Below are 16,261 nucleotides of genomic sequence, written 5' to 3'. Positions count from 1 at the left end.
CTTCGTCGTCAATTCAGTCAACCTGCAAAAAAATACGGAGTTTGCTATGAGCAACAAAGGGCAATTGTTACAAGACCCGTTTTTGAACGCACTGCGAAAAGAGCACGTGCCGGTCTCGATCTATCTGGTCAACGGCATCAAGCTTCAAGGGAACATCGAATCGTTCGACCAGTACGTCGTGTTGCTCCGGAATACGGTTACCCAGATGGTCTACAAGCACGCAATCTCGACAGTCGTGCCGGCCCGTCCGGTGAATTTCCACCCGGATTCTGAACAGTCCTAACCCCTCGTCGCGGCCGGCGTAGCGTCGCCCGTTGGCGATCTCTCCCGGCCGCTTCATTTTGATACCCTCCAATTTGACCAACGCAGCGCTTGTCGGTATCGACTTCGGAAAGATCGATTTCGAAGCCAGTCTCGAAGAACTCAGTCTGCTCGCGCAAAGCGCGGGCGCGAATCCCTTGGTCACCCTCACCGGACGTCGGTCCGCCCCTGACGCGAAGATGTTTGTCGGCAGCGGCAAGGCCGAAGAACTGCGTCTTGCGTGTGAGGCGAATGACATCGAAATCGTCATCTTCAATCACGCCCTCGCACCCGCACAGCAGCGCAATCTGGAGCAGATGCTTAACAGGCGCGTGGTCGACCGGACGAGCCTGATCCTCGACATCTTCGCGCAACGCGCCCGCAGCCATGAAGGCAAGCTGCAGGTCGAACTCGCGCAACTGCAATATCTCGCGACGCGGCTGATCCGCGCGTGGACCCACCTCGAGCGTCAGAAAGGGGGTATTGGTCTGCGTGGTCCGGGTGAAACGCAGCTTGAAACCGACCGCCGGCTGATCGGTGAACGTATCAAGGCGCTCAAGTCGCGGCTCGAAAAGCTGCGTCGTCAGCATGGCACGCAGCGCCGGCAGCGCGAGCGCAATCGCACGATGTCGGTGTCGCTCGTCGGCTATACGAACGCGGGCAAGTCCACGCTCTTCAACGCGCTGACAAAGGCGCAGGCCTACGCGGCCGACCAGCTGTTCGCGACGCTCGATACCACTTCACGCCGCGTGTATCTTGGCGACGAAGTCGGTCAGGTGGTGGTGTCGGATACGGTTGGATTCATCCGCGAACTGCCTCACCAGCTGGTGGCCGCTTTTCGCGCGACGCTCGAAGAAACCATTCACGCCGATCTGCTGTTGCATGTCGTCGATGCGTCGAGCGCCGTGCGGCTCGATCAGATCGACCAGGTGAACGTCGTGCTGCACGAGATCGGCGCGGACGCGATCCGGCAGGTGCTGGTCTTCAACAAGATCGACGCCGTGCCTGAGCTGGCGGCCCGCGGCGACACGGTCGAGCGGGATGAGTATGGTAATATTTCGCGCGTCTTTTTGAGCGCGCGCACAGGGCAGGGGCTGGACACACTGCGCGCTGCCATCGCTGAAATCGCGACCGCCGAATATCTTTCCGACGTAGAGCGTCCATTGCCGGAAGAAGACCGGCGAGCGGCACCAACCGACGACCGCAAGGTCCCAGAACTCGGGCACTGACCCGTTCCAATTGCATTGACCGGCTGTCTACTCTGGTGAACGAACACAGGTGAACGATTACAACGAGCGTAGTACCTGGCTGCGCCTGCGCGCCATTTTCTCGATGAACGATCCGCGCTGGGGCCGGGGAGACGGCAATGGCGACAAGCAACGTCCCAACGAGCCGAAGCGTCCACCGAACGGCAAGGACGGCGAAAGCCCACCTGATCTCGACGAGATGTGGCGTGAATTCAACCGGCGCCTGTCGGGCGTGTTCGGCCGCAAAGGCAAGGGCACGGGCGGTAGCGAACGCCGGCCGGATAACGGCCGTGGCGCACGCATCGGCGTGGGCATCGTCATCGGCGTGCTGATCGCGATCTGGCTCGGCAGCGGCGTATTCGTCGTGCAGGACGGCCAGGCTGGCGTCGTGTCGCAGTTCGGCGAGTATCGCTACACGGCGGGTCAGGGTGCTCACTGGCGCCTGCCGTATCCGTTCGAATCCCATGAGATGGTCAACGTCGGGCAGGCGCGGTCGGTGGAAATCGGCCGCAACAACGTTGTGCGTACGCCCAACGTGAAGGATGCGTCGATGCTGACGCATGACGGCGATATCGTCGACGTGCGTTTCTCGGTGCAATACCAGGTGAGGAAGCCGACCGACTATCTGTTCCGCAGCGTCGATCCTGATCAGACCGTGACGCAGGCCGCACAGGCCGCGGTGCGCGAACTGGTCGGCGCCCGCAGCACGGACGACATCCTCTATCAGGATCGCGAAGCAATCCGTCTGCAACTCACCGATTCCATCCAGCGCTCGCTCGACGAATTCCACACGGGTCTTGCCGTCACTGGCGTGACGATCCAGGGCGTGGCGCCGCCGGAGCAGGTTCAATCCGCGTTCGACGATGCCGCGAAGGCGCGTCAGGATCGCGAGCGTGTGAAAGCCGACGCGCAGACTTATGCAAACAATCTGTTGCCGCGTGCCCAGGCCGACGCGGCCCGCATGATCGATGACGCGAAAACCTATAGCGACCGTGTCGTCGCGCAGGCGGAAGGTGACGCCGAGCGCTTCAAGCAGGTCTACGCGCAGTACTCGAAGGCGCCCGCGGTGATCCGCGAGCGCATGTACCTGGACACCATGCAGCACATCTACTCGAATACGACGAAGGTTTTCGTCGACAGCAAGTCGGCGAATAACGTGCTGTATCTGCCGCTCGACAAGCTCGTCGAACAGACCCGTCAGCGGGCCGCTGACGCGACAGCGGGCGGTGCGCAGTCCGGTTCCGGCGCATCGTCAGCTACGCCGCAGGGCGCCAGCGGCGCAGCCGCGGCGACTGTTGCTCCGATCCCGGCCTCCGGCGCCGCAGCCGCTCCGGCGAGCGGCGCAAGCCAGGCCGCCGCAGCCAGCGACGCATTCCGTTCGCGCGATTCGTTCCGTAGTCGCGGTCGCGACGACGAACTGCAATAAGGAGCGCGAACATGAACCGAATCATTGCGCTCGTCGTTGCAGTTGTGATCGTGTTGTTTGCCGCTTCGTCGATGGTCTATGTCGTCGATCAGCGTCATATGGCTGTCGTGTCCGCACATGGCGATACCGCGCCCGTGCTCGTCGGTCCCGGCCTGCATGTGAAGCTTCCGCCGCCGTTGCAGACGGCGACGCTGGTCGACACGCGCATCCAGTCCGTCGATGCACCGGATGCCGATCGCTACGTGACGTCGGACAAGATCGACATCCTCGTGAACCCCGTGATCCGCTATCGCGTGGCCGATCCGCTCAGGCTCTTCGCCGACACCAGGGGTGACGCGCAGGGTCTGCCGGAACGGCTGGCGACGATGTCGCGCGACGCGCTCGGCGGTGTCTTCGCGAAGTACACGCTGGCCGATGCGCTCGCGAAGCAGCAGGACATCGCCACCCAGGCACGTACAGCCATGCAGAAGGCCGCGGCTCCGCTCGGCATCGACGTGATCGACGTGCAGATGACGCGCGTCGACTTCCCGGCGGCCATGACGGATTCCGTCTACAAGCGCATGACTGCCGCGCGCGAGCAGGTCGCGAACGAAGAACGCGCGAAGGGCGCGGCCGAAGCCGACCAGATCAAGGCAGACGCAGCCCGACAGCAGCAGGGCCTTGTCGCGGATGCCTACAAGGAAGCGCAGACGATCAAGGGCGAGGGCGATGGCAAGGCTGCGTCGATTGCCGCTGACGCGTTTGGTCGCGACCCGCAGTTCTATGAGTTTTACCAGAGCATGCAGGCGTACCGGAACAGCTTCAAGCCGAACGACGTGATCGTAGTCGATCCAGGCAGCGAGTTCTTCCGCTTCATGCGCAGCCCGACGGGCGGCACGTCGCCGGACGCTGCTGCTGCGCCCGCCCGCAAACACTGATTACCGGAGCGTCGCGCGCGTCTCGCGCCGCGGCGCCGTCATTCGAATGGATATAGCCGGCTCGTTATTGCTCGCGATCGCCCTGATGCTGATCATCGAGGGCATGTTTCCCTTTGTGTTCCCGAGCGCCTGGCGCGACACGTTTCGTAGAATTGCGGAGCGCCCGGTGCATCAGGTGCGCATCGGCGGCCTGATCGTGATGGTGCTCGGGCTTGTTCTGTTGCTGATTGCGACGTGATTGCGACGTGATCGCAGCACAAGGTTTCGGCCACGGATACGACGTGGTCGCGAACCGGGTGCACACTGGGCGCGATGCGATCGCAACCTGAGCAGGAACCCCGGCGCCGTGGCCCGCAGATCGCGGAAATCCGGCCTGGCGGACACGCTTTCCGCCATTCACCGTCATATACCGGCGCGCCCAGGCGCCGTGTTCAACGTCGTAGGACTGTATCGATGTCGACCTGGTTACTTCCCGAGAATATTGCCGACGTGCTGCCGTCGGAGGCCCGCAAGATCGAAGAATTGCGCCGCCGGTTGCTGGACCGTTTTCGTGCGTATGGTTACGAAATGGTCATGCCGCCGATGCTCGAGTATCTCGAGTCGCTGCTGACGAGCGGTGGCAGCGACCTGAACCTGCGAACGTTCAAGCTCGTCGACCAGATGTCGGGTCGTACGCTTGGACTGCGCGCAGACATCACGCCTCAGGTTGCGCGTATCGACGCGCATCTGCTGAACCGTCAGGGCGTGACGCGCCTGTGCTACGCCGGCAACGTGCTGCATACGCGTCCCCGTGGCCTGCACGCGACGCGTGAACAGATCCAGATCGGCGGGGAAATTTACGGCCACGCCGGCCTCGAAGCGGATCTGGAAATCCAGCAACTGATGCTCGACGCGCTGCACCTCGCGGGTCTCACGAAGGTGCGACTCGATCTGTGCCACGCGGGCGTGCTCTCTGCGTTGATCGCGAACGAACCGAGCGCAGTCGCGCAGGGTGAAGCGCTGTACGAAGCGCTCGCGGGCAAGGACGTGCCGCGTCTGGACGAACTGACGGCGAACCTGACGCCCGCAACGCGCGACGCATTGCGCGTCCTGCCGACGCTCTACGGCGACGCCTCGGTGCTGACCGAAGCGCGCGCGCGTCTGCCCGACACACCGGAAATCGCCCGCGCGCTGGACGACCTGGCGTTCCTCGCCGCGCAGGTCGACGGCGCGGAAGTAATGATCGATCTGGCCGACCTGCGCGGCTACGCGTACCACAGCGGCGTGATGTTCTCGGCGTACGTGGACGGTGTGCCGAACGCGGTGGCGCGCGGCGGCCGTTACGACAAGGTCGGTGAAGCGTACGGTCGTGCGCGGTCCGCGACGGGCTTTTCGCTCGATCTGCGTGAAGTGGCGCGGATTTCGCCCGTCGAGGCGCGCAGCAGTGCGATCCTCGCGCCGTGGCAGCACGACGAAGCGTTGCGTACGAGCGTCGCTGCGCTGCGCGACGCCGGTGAAGTGGTGATCCAGGCGCTGCCTGGCCACGATCACGATCTCGATGAGTTCGCGTGCGATCGCGTGCTGGTCGAACGCAACGGTGCGTGGGTCGTCGAAACACGTTCCTGAGCGCCGGAAAAGCAGGGCGCGGCATGCCGTCGTGCCTTATTCAAAACACCCAGAATAACGTCCACACCATTGAGCGGAAACGGAAAAAATCCGGAACCTTCCGCGAATATCGGTAGAATACGTTTTTAACCAGCTTACGAAACAACATGTCTGCCAGCGCAGTGAATGTGAACCCCGGGCGTAACGTCGTCGTCGTGGGAACCCAGTGGGGTGATGAGGGCAAGGGCAAGATCGTCGACTGGCTGACGGACCACGCTCAAGGCGTCGTTCGCTTCCAGGGCGGTCACAATGCCGGTCACACGCTCATCATCGGCGGCAAGAAAACCATCTTGCGTCTGATTCCGTCGGGCATCATGCATCCCGGCGTCGCGTGCTACATCGGTAATGGCGTCGTGTTGTCGCCGGAAGCGCTGTTCAAGGAAATCGGCGAACTCGAGGCCGCTGGCGTCGACGTTCAAAAGCGCCTGTTCATTTCCGAAGCCACCACCCTGATCCTGCCGTATCACATCGCCATCGACCAGGCGCGCGAAGCGCGTCGCGGCGCGAGCAAGATCGGCACGACCGGTCGCGGCATCGGCCCGGCCTATGAAGACAAGGTCGCGCGCCGCGGTCTGCGCGTGCAGGACCTCTTCGAACCGGAAGCCTTCGCTGAACGCCTGCGCGAAAACCTCGATTTCCACAACTTCGTGCTGACGCAGTACCTCGGCGCGGCTGCGGTCGATTTCCAGCAGACGCTGGACATGATGCTGAGCTATGCCGACCGTCTGAAGCCGATGGTGACGGACGTATCGCGTCGTCTGTACGACGAAAATCACGCTGGCCACAACCTGCTGTTCGAAGGTGCGCAAGGTACGCTGCTCGACATCGATCACGGCACCTATCCGTTCGTCACGTCGAGCAACTGCGTGGCCGGTGCGGCCACGGCGGGCGCAGGTGTCGGCCCGCAAAAGCTGAACTACATTCTGGGCATCACGAAGGCGTATTGCACGCGCGTCGGTTCGGGCCCGTTCCCGAGCGAACTTTACGACGCCGACAACGCCAACCGTCAGGAACAGATCGGTTTGACGCTGGCCACGGTCGGCAAGGAATTTGGTTCGGTCACGGGTCGTCCGCGTCGTACCGGCTGGCTCGACGCTGCTGCGCTGCGTCGCTCGATCCAGATCAACGGCGTATCGGGCCTCTGCATCACGAAGCTCGACGTGCTCGACGGCCTCGACGAAGTCAAACTCTGCGTCGGCTACAAGCTCGACGGCAAGGACGCTGACATCCTGCCGCGTGGCGCATCGGAAGTCGCGCGTTGCGAGCCGGTGTACGAAACGTTCGGCGGCTGGAAGGAAAGCACCATCGGCATCACCGACTGGAACAAGCTGCCTGCCAACGCGCAAGCGTATCTCACGCGTGTGCAGGAAGTGGCCGGCGTGCCGATCGACATGGTGTCCACGGGCCCGGACCGTGACGAAACCATTCTCCTTCGTCATCCGTTCAAGGTTTAAGTCATGACGCAGGGTGTGCCCATGATTGCGATGAAAGATCCGCGCAACGACGAAAAGAATCTTTGGGTCGGCTGGGACGAGTACCACCGGCTCATCGAGCTGCTGGCGCTCGCTGTGCATGAGTCCGGCTGGAAGTTCGACAAGATTCTGTGTCTTGCGCGCGGTGGTCTGCGCGTTGGCGACCAGCTGTCGCGTATTTACGATCTGCCGCTCGCGATTCTCGCGACAAGTTCGTATCGCGAAGCGGCTGGCACCGAGCAGGGCGAGCTTGATATCGCGCAATACATTACGATGACGCGGGGTGAACTGTCGGGCAACGTGCTGCTGGTCGACGATCTGGTCGACTCCGGCGTGACGCTGGCACGTGTGCAGCAGCATCTGAAGGAACGTTACCCGGCCATCACCGCGGTACGTTCGGCGGTGCTCTGGTACAAGGGCTGCTCAAAGGTGACGCCGGATTATCACGTGCAGTACCTGCCCACCAATCCGTGGATCCATCAACCGTTTGAGGAGTGGGATACGGTTCGTCCGCACAATCTCGGTGCCTGGATCAAGCGCGGAACCGCGCAGGATGCGTGGTCGAGGGCATGATGACAATGCGTGCGATCACTGCATGGTGTGTCGCATAAAAAACGGAGCCTGCAAGGGCTCCGTTTTTTTTGCGCGGCCGAGGCCTGCGGCGATGATCCGTCATCATTGTGCGGCGACGTGCGCGACGTGCCCGAAAGTCATTCAGGTACGACAGACGCGCCTTTAGGGCGATGCTACACTGCGCGGACGGTCCTCGTGGCGTATCCGCAACATGCCGGCCGGTCGGTCTCGACGGCCAGTTTAGAATAGCGCTCGCTTTTCCGATCAGGAACGGATTTTCCGCGTTTATGACAAATACCAACCACGGGAGCAGGCAGCCTTTGCCTTCTCTCGCTATCGCTGCGATCGGTGTGGTCTTCGGCGACATCGGCACGAGCCCGTTGTATTCGCTCAAGGAAGCGTTCTCCCCGTCACATGGGATTCCGCTCACCGACGCGTCCATTCTTGGCGTCATCTCACTGCTGTTCTGGGCGATTGTGATCGTCGTCGGCATCAAGTACGTGCTGTTTGTGATGCGCGCCGACAATAACGGTGAGGGCGGTGTGCTGGCCCTGATGGCGCTCTCGTTAAGATCGTTCGATCACACGAGCAGGGCGGCCGGCATGCTGATGATGCTGGGCATCTTCGGCGCGTGCATGTTCTACGGCGACGCGGTGATCACACCGGCGATCTCGGTGATGTCAGCGGTCGAAGGCCTGCAGATCGCGGCACCGAAGCTGTCGCATCTCGTGATGCCGCTCACGATCGCCATCCTCATCCTGCTGTTCTGGATCCAGCGGCACGGCACAGCCCTCGTCGGGCGTCTGTTCGGACCGATCATGGTGCTGTGGTTCGTGACGATCGCGGTGCTTGGTCTGATGCACATTGTGCAGTCGCCGGGCGTTATCGCGGCGCTCAATCCGTATTACGCGGTCTCGTTCATGTCGGCGCACGTGCTGCAGGCGTATGTCGTGCTCGGCTCGGTCGTGCTGGTGCTGACCGGCGCGGAAGCGCTCTATGCCGACATGGGCCACTTCGGCGCGCAGCCGATCCGTGTGGCCTGGTATGTGCTCGTGATGCCGTCGCTCGTGCTGAACTATTTCGGCCAGGGCGCGCTGCTGATGCACGATCCGAAAGCGATCGAAAACCCGTTCTTCCTGCTTGCGCCCGACTGGGCCCTGTTGCCGCTCGTGATCCTTTCGACGGTCGCCACTGTCATTGCCTCGCAGGCCGTGATTTCGGGTGCGTACTCGCTGACGAGCCAGGCGATCCAGCTCGGCTACGTGCCACGCATGAAGATCCTGCATACGTCGGAACTGGCGATTGGCCAGATCTACGTGCCGGTCGTGAACTGGATGCTGCTGTTCATCATCCTGTGCATCGTGATCAGCTTCAAGAGTTCGGACAACCTTGCGGCCGCGTACGGTATCGCAGTGACGGCGACGATGGTCATCACGACCGTGCTCGCGTGCGTCGTGATGGTGAAGGTGTGGAACTGGAACAGGCTGCTGGTCGCGTTGATCATCGGGGTCTTCATGACCGTCGATCTCGGTTTCTTCGGCGCGAATCTGCTGAAGGTCGAGGAGGGTGGCTGGCTGCCGCTCTGCATCGGCGCGCTGCTGTTCTTCCTGCTGATGACGTGGTTCAAGGGCCGCATGATCGTCAAGGAGCGCACTGCCGCCGACGGTATTCCGTTAATGCCGTTCCTGCAGGGTCTGCTCGCGCATCCGCCGCATCGCGTGTCGGGCACGGCGATCTATCTGACGGGCAGCGACACGCTCGTTCCGGTGAGTCTGCTGCACAACCTGAAGCACAACAAGGTGCTGCACGAGCGCACGATTTTCCTGACCTTCGTGACGCGCGACATTCCGTACGTGAACGACGAGGAGCGCGTGACTGTGAAGGATCTCGACGGTGGCCTGTATCTCGTGAAGGCCGCGTACGGCTTCAACGAAACGCCGGACGTGAAGGCCGTGCTGCTCGACGTCGGCCGCACACACGACATGACGTTCGAGATGATGGACACGTCGTTCTTCCTCGCGCGGGAAACGGTCGTGCCGACGCAGTTGCCGGGCATGTCTGTATGGCGCGAGCGTGTATTCGCGTGGATGCATCAGAACGCGGCCAAGCCGACCGATTTCTTCAGCATTCCGGCGAATCGTGTTGTCGAGCTCGGGACGAAGATCGAGATCTGAGCACGGCTTGATCGCCGTGCGGTCGCTTCGCTGCTGGGAAAGCGGGCGCGCAAAAAAGCCCACGCACTGCGTGGGCTTTTTTTATTTCGCGGCAACGGCGACGCGTGTTGCCGTTACCGTGCCTCGTGCCCAGCGTCCGGGCATCAACGCTTCAGCTTCGCGAACGCAGCGGCCATTGCGCCGGCCGGTTCCGCATCGCGCGCGCGTTGCTGTTGTTGTCCACGTCCGCCGCCGGTGCCGCCCGGACGACCCGTACCGCGATCCTGCTGGCCGCCGCTACGCGGTGCGGAGCTGGCCGCGAAGTCGTCGTCGAGACGCATCGTCAGCGAGATACGCTGGCGCTTCACGTCGACTTCCTGCACCTTCACCTTCACGACCTGGCCGGCCTTGACGACTTCGTGCGGATCCTTGATGAACTTCGTCGACATCGCCGACACGTGCACGAGGCCGTCCTGATGCACGCCGATATCGATGAACGCACCGAACGCCGCGACGTTCGTCACGACGCCTTCGAGCACCATGCCCGGCACGAGGTCGGAGACCTTCTCGACGCCATCGCGGAATGTCGCCGTCTTGAACTCGGGACGCGGATCGCGGCCCGGCTTTTCAAGCTCGGAGAGGATGTCGCGCACGGTCGGAAGACCAAAGCGATCGTCGACGAATTCAGTCGGCGAAAGGCCCGACAGCGCTTCGCGATTGCCGAGCACGTCGCCGACGTGTTTGCTGATCTTCGCGAGCATCCGTTCGACGAGCGGATACGCTTCCGGGTGCACTGAAGAGCGGTCGAGCGGATTCTCGCCGCCGTTGATACGCAGAAAACCCGCGGCCTGTTCGAACGTCTTGTCGCCAAGACGCGGCACCTTGCGCAGGTGTTCGCGCGACGGGAACGGACCATTCGTATCGCGATAGTCGACGATGTTGCGCGCGAGCGTCGCGTTCAACCCCGACACGCGCGCGAGCAGTGCGACCGAAGCCGTATTCGCATCGACCCCCACGGCGTTCACGCAATCCTCGACGACTGCATCGAGCGAACGCGCGAGTTCGCGCTGGTTCACGTCGTGCTGATACTGACCGACGCCGATGGCCTTCGGTTCGATCTTCACGAGCTCCGCGAGCGGATCCTGCAGACGTCGCGCGATCGACACCGCGCCGCGCAGCGACACGTCCATGTCCGGGAATTCCTTCGCCGCGAGTTCGGACGCCGAATACACCGAAGCACCCGCTTCCGACACCACGATCTTCTGCAACTTGAATTCCGGGTGACGTGAGATCAGTTCGCTCGCGAGCTTGTCCGTTTCGCGCGACGCCGTGCCGTTGCCGATGCTGATCAGTTCGGCCTGCGTCTGCGCGCAGATGCGCGCGAGCTTTGCGAGCGAGCCGTCCCAGTCGCGACGCGGCTCGTGCGGGTAGATCGTGTCGGTCGCGAGCACCTTGCCGGTACGATCGACCACCGCGACCTTCACGCCCGTGCGCAGACCCGGATCGAGGCCGATCACAGCCTTCGGGCCGGCCGGTGCGGCCAGCAGCAGATCCTTCAGGTTGCGTGCGAACACGCGAATGGCTTCGTGCTCGGCTTCGTCGCGCAGATTCGTCAGCAGTTCGTTTTCGATGTGCGGCTGTACCTTTACGCGCCAGCACCAGCGGCACACATCGGCGAGCCATTTGTCGGCTGCGCGGTTCTGGTTCGCGATACCGAAGTGACGCGCGATCATCGCTTCGCCGGGATGCGGCACCTGCGCGTCGAGTTCTTCGCCGAGACCCAGCTTGATCATCAGCACGCCGGCGTTGCGGCCGCGGAAGAGCGCGAGCGCGCGATGCGACGGCACCGTGCGGATCGTTTCCGAATAGTCGTAGTAATCGCGGAATTTCTCTTCTTCCGCGTTCTCCTTGCCCTCGACGACCTTCGACGACACCACGCCCTGATTGAACAGGTAATCGCGCAGCTTGCCGAGCACTTCAGCGGTTTCGCCGAACTGTTCCGAGAGGATGTCGCGCGCGCCGTCGAGCGCGGCCTTCACGTCGGCGACGCCCTTTTCGGCATCGACGTACGCAGCGGCTTCGGCTTGCGGATCGAGCGTCGGATCGGCGAGCAGCGCCTGCGCGAGCGGCTCGAGGCCGGCTTCGCGGGCGATCTGCGCGCGCGTGCGGCGCTTCGGCTTGTAGGGCAGATACAGGTCTTCGAGCACCTGCTTGCTGTCGGCGGCTTCGATCGCGGTGCGCAGCTCGTCGGTGAGCTTGCCCTGTTCGTCGATGCTGGCGATGATCGTCGCGCGCCGCTCTTCGAGTTCGCGCAGATACAGGAGCCGTTCTTCGAGGTTACGCAGCTGCGTATCGTCGAGATTGCCAGTCACTTCCTTCCGGTAACGAGCGATAAACGGAACAGTCGATCCTTCATCGAGAAGTTGCACCGCGGCCGCGACCTGGCGTGGCTGGACGGCGAGTTCGGTGGCGATGCGCTGTACGATCTTGAGTGCTACGGTTTCCGTCATAAGGTGTGCGTGTTCCTGCGGGTTTCGATCAGGGCCGCCTGAAGTGCCGCGTCGGGCGGACCCGCGGCGACCGGTTGCTGACGCGGGGCATTTTGCCATAAATGCCCGAGCGCTCAGGCGTGGGGTGATAGAATTTCGGGCATGTTCCGTTGCCCATCTACGACGTTGCCGACCTCCCGTTTCCCGTTTGTTGTGCCTCGCGACCCGCGCGTTCGTGCGCCGGTTGGCCCGTTTCCGGGTCTGTCTAGCGGTCGTTTTTCTGGTCCGTCTGGCGATAGACACGCCGGCCGGCATTCCGGTTCGTCCTTGAATTCGCGTCCGGGTTCGCTTTCGGCTTCATGGTCGGGCGCGCTCGGCGCCTGTGCTGCTGCCGTCGCGTTTGTAGCCGCGTTTGCCGTCGCCGTGCCGGCGTATGCGCAGAATGCGCCCACAGCGCCGGCCCGTGCTGATGCAGCGTCGGGTGCTTCGGGAGCGCGGGCCGTGTCGTCGACAGCGCCGGACGTCAGCGGCAACGATTTCGAAGCGCGTCAGAAGGTCCTCAATAGTCGTTCCGACGAGAACAACTACAAGTACGCGGTTGCGCAGCACAACTGCTATAGCACGTTCTTTGTGAATCACTGTCTCGGCAAGGCGCGCGACGCGATGCGCGAAGTCGCGACGGATATCCGCAAGCAGCAGCTCGCGCTCGATGACGAACAGCGCGTCGAACGCGCGCGCGTACGCGATGAGCAGGCCGCGATCAAGCGCGCGCAGGACGAAGCGGAAGCGCCGCAGCGCGCCGCGGACGAAGCCCGCAACGCCCAGGCATTCGACGACAAGCAGCGCCAGCACGCCGTCGATCAGGCGCAGCGCAATGCCGAAGCGCCGCAACGTGCCGCGAACGAGCAGGCGTTCCAGGCAAAGCAGCAGCAACACGCGATCGATCAGGCGCAGCGCAACGCAGAAGCGCCGCAACGCGCCGCGAACGCAAAGGCGTATCAGGGCAAGCAGCAACAGCACGCCATCGATCAGGCGCAGCGGGGTACCGCCGGGGCGAACGCGGCGACCGATGCGACGGCGAACCAGAAGGCTTACGATTCGAAGCAGTCCGATTACCAGCGCAAGCTCGACGAGGCGCGTCAGCAGGGTGCCCAGAAGGCGCAGGAGCGGACCGAGAACCAGCAGCGTTACAACCAGAAGCAGATCGACGCCGCGCAGCACAAGGCGGACGTCGAGGCCCGCCAGAAGCAGGCCGCCGAGAAAGCGCAGCAAAAGGCGCAGCAGGAACAGCAGGATCAGTTAAAGCAGCAGCAGTTGCAGCAACAGCAGCAACAGAACCAGTAACGCGTTTTAAGCCGGACAGCAACCTCAGGCGCAGCGGCTGCACGAGGCAGCCCTCGCCACTTCGGAGGAGGGGCGAGCATGCGCGATCATCAGCACGTCATCAACGCGAATACTCTTCGCGACCGCATTCTGCAGCTGGAATCGGAGCACAGTGGTCTTGATCGCCTGATCGACAGGGTGTCGGAGGATCCCGGCATCGACGACTTCGAGATAAAACGCCTGAAAAAGCGCAAGCTCAAGGTCAAAGACACCATCATTCTGCTGCAGTTGCAGCTGGAACCGGACGCGCGCGCGTGAGATCGCGACCTGGCAGGCGCCGGGTCGCCCCGCGCGCACCGGATTTTGCAGGAATCGCTTGCCTTGAATTCACCGTCTGTTTCTTCATCCCGTCCGCCTGCGGGCGACGACGCATCCGCGCCGCGCGATAAGCGCGCTGCAGACGGCGCCGTTGCGGCTGCGCTGACCCCGAAGCGCGTCACCCAGCTCGACGATATCTTTGCCGCTGACGGCCTGCTCGCGCGGCAGATCGACGGCTATCGTTCGCGTGCCTCGCAGATCGAGATGGCGCGTGCCGTCGCGGCCGCGATGGAAGCCTCGGGCAAGGCGCTCCCGGAACCCGCGATGTTCGAGGCGCAGAAGCGTCCCGCGCGGCGTCTGCAGGGCACTGCTTCGACTGCAGAAACGTCAGCCGCTGTGGATGCGTCGAAATCGCCGGACGCGGACAGTGCGACCGATGGCAGCGAGAACACGTTGATCGTCGAAGCGGGCACGGGTACCGGCAAGACCTACGCGTACCTCGTGCCTGCGATGCTGTGGGGCGGCAAGGTCATCGTCTCGACCGGCACGAAGCACCTGCAGGACCAGCTGTTCCAGCGCGATATCCCGACCGTGCGCGACGCGCTCGCGGTGCCTGTGTCGGTCGCGATGCTGAAGGGTCGCGCGAACTACCTGTGCCACTACTACCTGCAACGTACGGCCGACAACGGCCGTCTGCCTTCGCGGCAGGAAACGTCGTATCTGCAGGACATCGTCCGGTTCGCGAAGATCACGCGCACCGGTGACAAAGCCGAACTCGCGAGCGTGCCGGAAACAGCGCAGGTGTGGTCGATGGTGACGTCGACGCGCGAAAACTGTCTTGGTCAGGAGTGTCCGCACTACAAGGACTGCTTTGTGATGCAGGCGCGTCGCGAGGCGCAGCAGGCCGATATCGTCGTCGTGAATCACCATCTGTTCTTCGCGGACATCATGTTGCGCGACACCGGCATGGCCGAACTGCTGCCGACGGCGAACACGATCATCTTCGACGAGGCGCATCAACTGCCCGAAACGGCAACGCTGTTCTTCGGCGAGACGTTATCGACCGCGCAGTTCCTCGAACTCGCGCGCGATTCCGTGGCCGAAGGTCTCGGCCATGCGCGCGACGCCGTCGAATGGGTAAAGCTCGGCGGCGCGCTCGAACGCGCGGCGCGCGATGTGCGTCTCGCGTTCAGGGAAGACTCGGTGCGGATGTCGATCGGACAACTGCCCGACGATCATCCGCTTTTCGCCGCGCTCGAAGCACTTGAAACGGAACTCGACGCGCTGGCGACATCGCTCGCGGGTCATGCGGAACGGGCCGAATCGATTGGTGCGTGTCTGCGTCGCGCGCGCGAGCTTCAGGGCATACTCGCCGGCTGGACAACACCGCCGACCGACGTCGAACGCGAAGCGGCCAGCGACGACAAGTCGAAAGACGCAACCGATCCGAACGAAAAAGTCCGCTGGATCGAGGTGTTCTCGCACACGGTGCAGTTGCACGAAACGCCGTTGTCGGTTGCGCCGATTTTTGCGAAGCAGCGCGCCGGTGTGCCGCGCGCCTGGATCTTCACATCGGCGACGTTGTCGGTGCGCGGCGACTTCACGCACTACGCTGCGCAGATGGGTCTCAACGCGCGCCGTTCGATGACGTTGCCGAGCCCGTTCGATTACGCCACACAAGGTCTGCTGTATGTGCCGCGCAATCTGCCGCAGCCTTCCTCGCCCGCTTTCACCGATGCCGTCTTCGATGCCGCGCTACCTGCGATCGAAGCCTCCGGCGGCGGCGTGTTCATGCTGTGTACGACATTGCGCGCGGTCGATCGCATCGCCACAAAACTGCGTGACACGATCGAATCGCGCGGCTGGAACTATCCGCTGCTTGTGCAGGGCGATGCGAGCCGTACGGAATTGCTGGAGCGCTTCCGTTCGTATGGCAACGCGATACTCGTGGGCAGCCAGAGCTTCTGGGAAGGCGTGGACGTGCGAGGCGATGCGCTGTCGCTGGTAGTCATCGACAAACTGCCATTCGCGCCACCGGATGACCCTGTGCTGTCGGCGCGTCTCGATGCGTTGACGAAGAAGGGACTGAGTCCGTTTGCGGTTCACCAGTTGCCTCAGGCGGTGATCACGCTGAAGCAGGGCGCGGGACGTCTGATTCGCGCGGAAACCGATCGTGGCGTGCTGATGATCTGCGACACACGACTGGTCGACAAACCGTACGGCCGGCGCATCTGGCAGAGCCTGCCGCCGTTCAAACGCACGCGCGAGATTGAAGTCGTACGCGAGTTTTTCGCGGAAGAGGTTTCTCCGTCGAACTGATGCGCGACGCATGAGTGCGGGGCGCGTTCGAGTGACGCGTCTTTTCGATCGGCAAACCATGCGATGGACTGCAAAAGCGG

Annotated in this window: 13 protein-coding genes; 12 read left to right on the top strand and 1 reads right to left on the bottom strand. The window is 63.0% G+C overall.

The genetic code is table 11. The features are described 5' to 3' along the window. Positions 1 to 46: 46 nt before the first annotated feature. The 9 genes from hfq to P3T21_RS19825 all read left to right on the top strand — a co-directional run bounded on the left by hfq (position 47) and on the right by P3T21_RS19825 (position 9,753). Positions 47 to 283 carry an RNA chaperone Hfq gene (hfq, locus tag P3T21_RS19865; protein WP_006051315.1) on the top strand — a complete coding sequence of 79 codons (237 nt, stop codon included), beginning with the start codon at positions 47 to 49 and terminating at the stop codon, positions 281 to 283. Positions 284 to 314: 31 nt separating this feature from the next. Beyond that, the gene (hflX, locus tag P3T21_RS19860; protein ID WP_429257652.1) at positions 315 to 1,529 is read left to right on the top strand and encodes a GTPase HflX; all 1,215 of its coding nucleotides are present in this window, start codon (positions 315 to 317) and stop codon (positions 1,527 to 1,529) included. A 49-nt stretch (positions 1,530 to 1,578) separates the two neighbouring features. Continuing rightward, positions 1,579 to 2,973, top strand: coding sequence for an FtsH protease activity modulator HflK (gene hflK / locus P3T21_RS19855; protein ID WP_429257651.1), 1,395 nt, complete (start codon positions 1,579 to 1,581; stop codon positions 2,971 to 2,973). 11 nt (positions 2,974 to 2,984) lie between these two features. Further along, on the top strand, positions 2,985 to 3,890 hold the full coding sequence (gene hflC, locus P3T21_RS19850; RefSeq protein ID WP_429257650.1) for a protease modulator HflC: 906 nt from the start codon (positions 2,985 to 2,987) through the stop codon (positions 3,888 to 3,890). Between the two features lie 46 nt (positions 3,891 to 3,936). Continuing rightward, positions 3,937 to 4,128, top strand: coding sequence for a DUF2065 domain-containing protein (locus P3T21_RS19845; protein WP_228977878.1), 192 nt, complete (start codon positions 3,937 to 3,939; stop codon positions 4,126 to 4,128). Between the two features lie 215 nt (positions 4,129 to 4,343). Beyond that, the gene (locus P3T21_RS19840) at positions 4,344 to 5,495 is read left to right on the top strand and encodes an ATP phosphoribosyltransferase regulatory subunit (protein WP_429257649.1); all 1,152 of its coding nucleotides are present in this window, start codon (positions 4,344 to 4,346) and stop codon (positions 5,493 to 5,495) included. Between the two features lie 146 nt (positions 5,496 to 5,641). Then, entirely contained in the window at positions 5,642 to 6,988 is a 1,347-nt protein-coding gene (locus P3T21_RS19835) for an adenylosuccinate synthase (protein ID WP_429257648.1), read from the top strand. Between the two features lie 3 nt (positions 6,989 to 6,991). Continuing rightward, positions 6,992 to 7,579 carry a phosphoribosyltransferase gene (locus tag P3T21_RS19830; protein ID WP_429257647.1) on the top strand — a complete coding sequence of 196 codons (588 nt, stop codon included), beginning with the start codon at positions 6,992 to 6,994 and terminating at the stop codon, positions 7,577 to 7,579. A gap of 287 nt (positions 7,580 to 7,866) precedes the next feature. Further along, positions 7,867 to 9,753 carry a potassium transporter Kup gene (locus P3T21_RS19825; protein ID WP_429257646.1) on the top strand — a complete coding sequence of 629 codons (1,887 nt, stop codon included), beginning with the start codon at positions 7,867 to 7,869 and terminating at the stop codon, positions 9,751 to 9,753. Between the two features lie 143 nt (positions 9,754 to 9,896). On the opposite strand, the gene P3T21_RS19820 is transcribed toward P3T21_RS19825, so the two are convergent. Next, on the bottom strand, positions 9,897 to 12,242 hold the full coding sequence (locus tag P3T21_RS19820; protein ID WP_429257645.1) for a Tex family protein: 2,346 nt from the start codon (positions 12,240 to 12,242) through the stop codon (positions 9,897 to 9,899). Between the two features lie 306 nt (positions 12,243 to 12,548). On the opposite strand from P3T21_RS19820, the gene P3T21_RS19815 reads away from it, so the two are divergent. The 3 genes from P3T21_RS19815 (at position 12,549) to P3T21_RS19805 (ending at position 16,181) form a co-directional block, all read left to right on the top strand. Beyond that, the gene (locus P3T21_RS19815; protein ID WP_429257644.1) at positions 12,549 to 13,565 is read left to right on the top strand and encodes a hypothetical protein; all 1,017 of its coding nucleotides are present in this window, start codon (positions 12,549 to 12,551) and stop codon (positions 13,563 to 13,565) included. A gap of 78 nt (positions 13,566 to 13,643) precedes the next feature. After that, on the top strand, positions 13,644 to 13,862 hold the full coding sequence (locus P3T21_RS19810; protein WP_429257643.1) for a DUF465 domain-containing protein: 219 nt from the start codon (positions 13,644 to 13,646) through the stop codon (positions 13,860 to 13,862). A gap of 63 nt (positions 13,863 to 13,925) precedes the next feature. After that, a complete protein-coding gene (locus tag P3T21_RS19805; protein WP_429257642.1) occupies positions 13,926 to 16,181 on the top strand; it encodes an ATP-dependent DNA helicase in 2,256 nt (751 codons plus the stop codon). Positions 16,182 to 16,261: the final 80 nt, after the last annotated feature.

Source organism: Paraburkholderia sp. GAS334, assembly GCF_050436625.1.
In the GTDB taxonomy this organism is placed as follows: domain Bacteria; phylum Pseudomonadota; class Gammaproteobacteria; order Burkholderiales; family Burkholderiaceae; genus Paraburkholderia.
This window is presented reverse-complemented; position numbering and strand designations above follow the sequence as displayed.

Coding starts and splice junctions, on each gene's coding strand:
- P3T21_RS19830 (WP_429257647.1), top strand. CDS start 6,992: ATGACGCAGGGTGTGCCCATGATTGCGATGAAAGATCCGCGCAACGAC.
- P3T21_RS19835 (WP_429257648.1), top strand. CDS start 5,642: ATGTCTGCCAGCGCAGTGAATGTGAACCCCGGGCGTAACGTCGTCGTC.
- P3T21_RS19810 (WP_429257643.1), top strand. CDS start 13,644: ATGCGCGATCATCAGCACGTCATCAACGCGAATACTCTTCGCGACCGC.
- hfq (WP_006051315.1), top strand. CDS start 47: ATGAGCAACAAAGGGCAATTGTTACAAGACCCGTTTTTGAACGCACTG.
- P3T21_RS19840 (WP_429257649.1), top strand. CDS start 4,344: ATGTCGACCTGGTTACTTCCCGAGAATATTGCCGACGTGCTGCCGTCG.
- P3T21_RS19820 (WP_429257645.1), bottom strand. CDS start 12,242: ATGACGGAAACCGTAGCACTCAAGATCGTACAGCGCATCGCCACCGAA.
- P3T21_RS19845 (WP_228977878.1), top strand. CDS start 3,937: ATGGATATAGCCGGCTCGTTATTGCTCGCGATCGCCCTGATGCTGATC.
- P3T21_RS19825 (WP_429257646.1), top strand. CDS start 7,867: ATGACAAATACCAACCACGGGAGCAGGCAGCCTTTGCCTTCTCTCGCT.
- hflC (WP_429257650.1), top strand. CDS start 2,985: ATGAACCGAATCATTGCGCTCGTCGTTGCAGTTGTGATCGTGTTGTTT.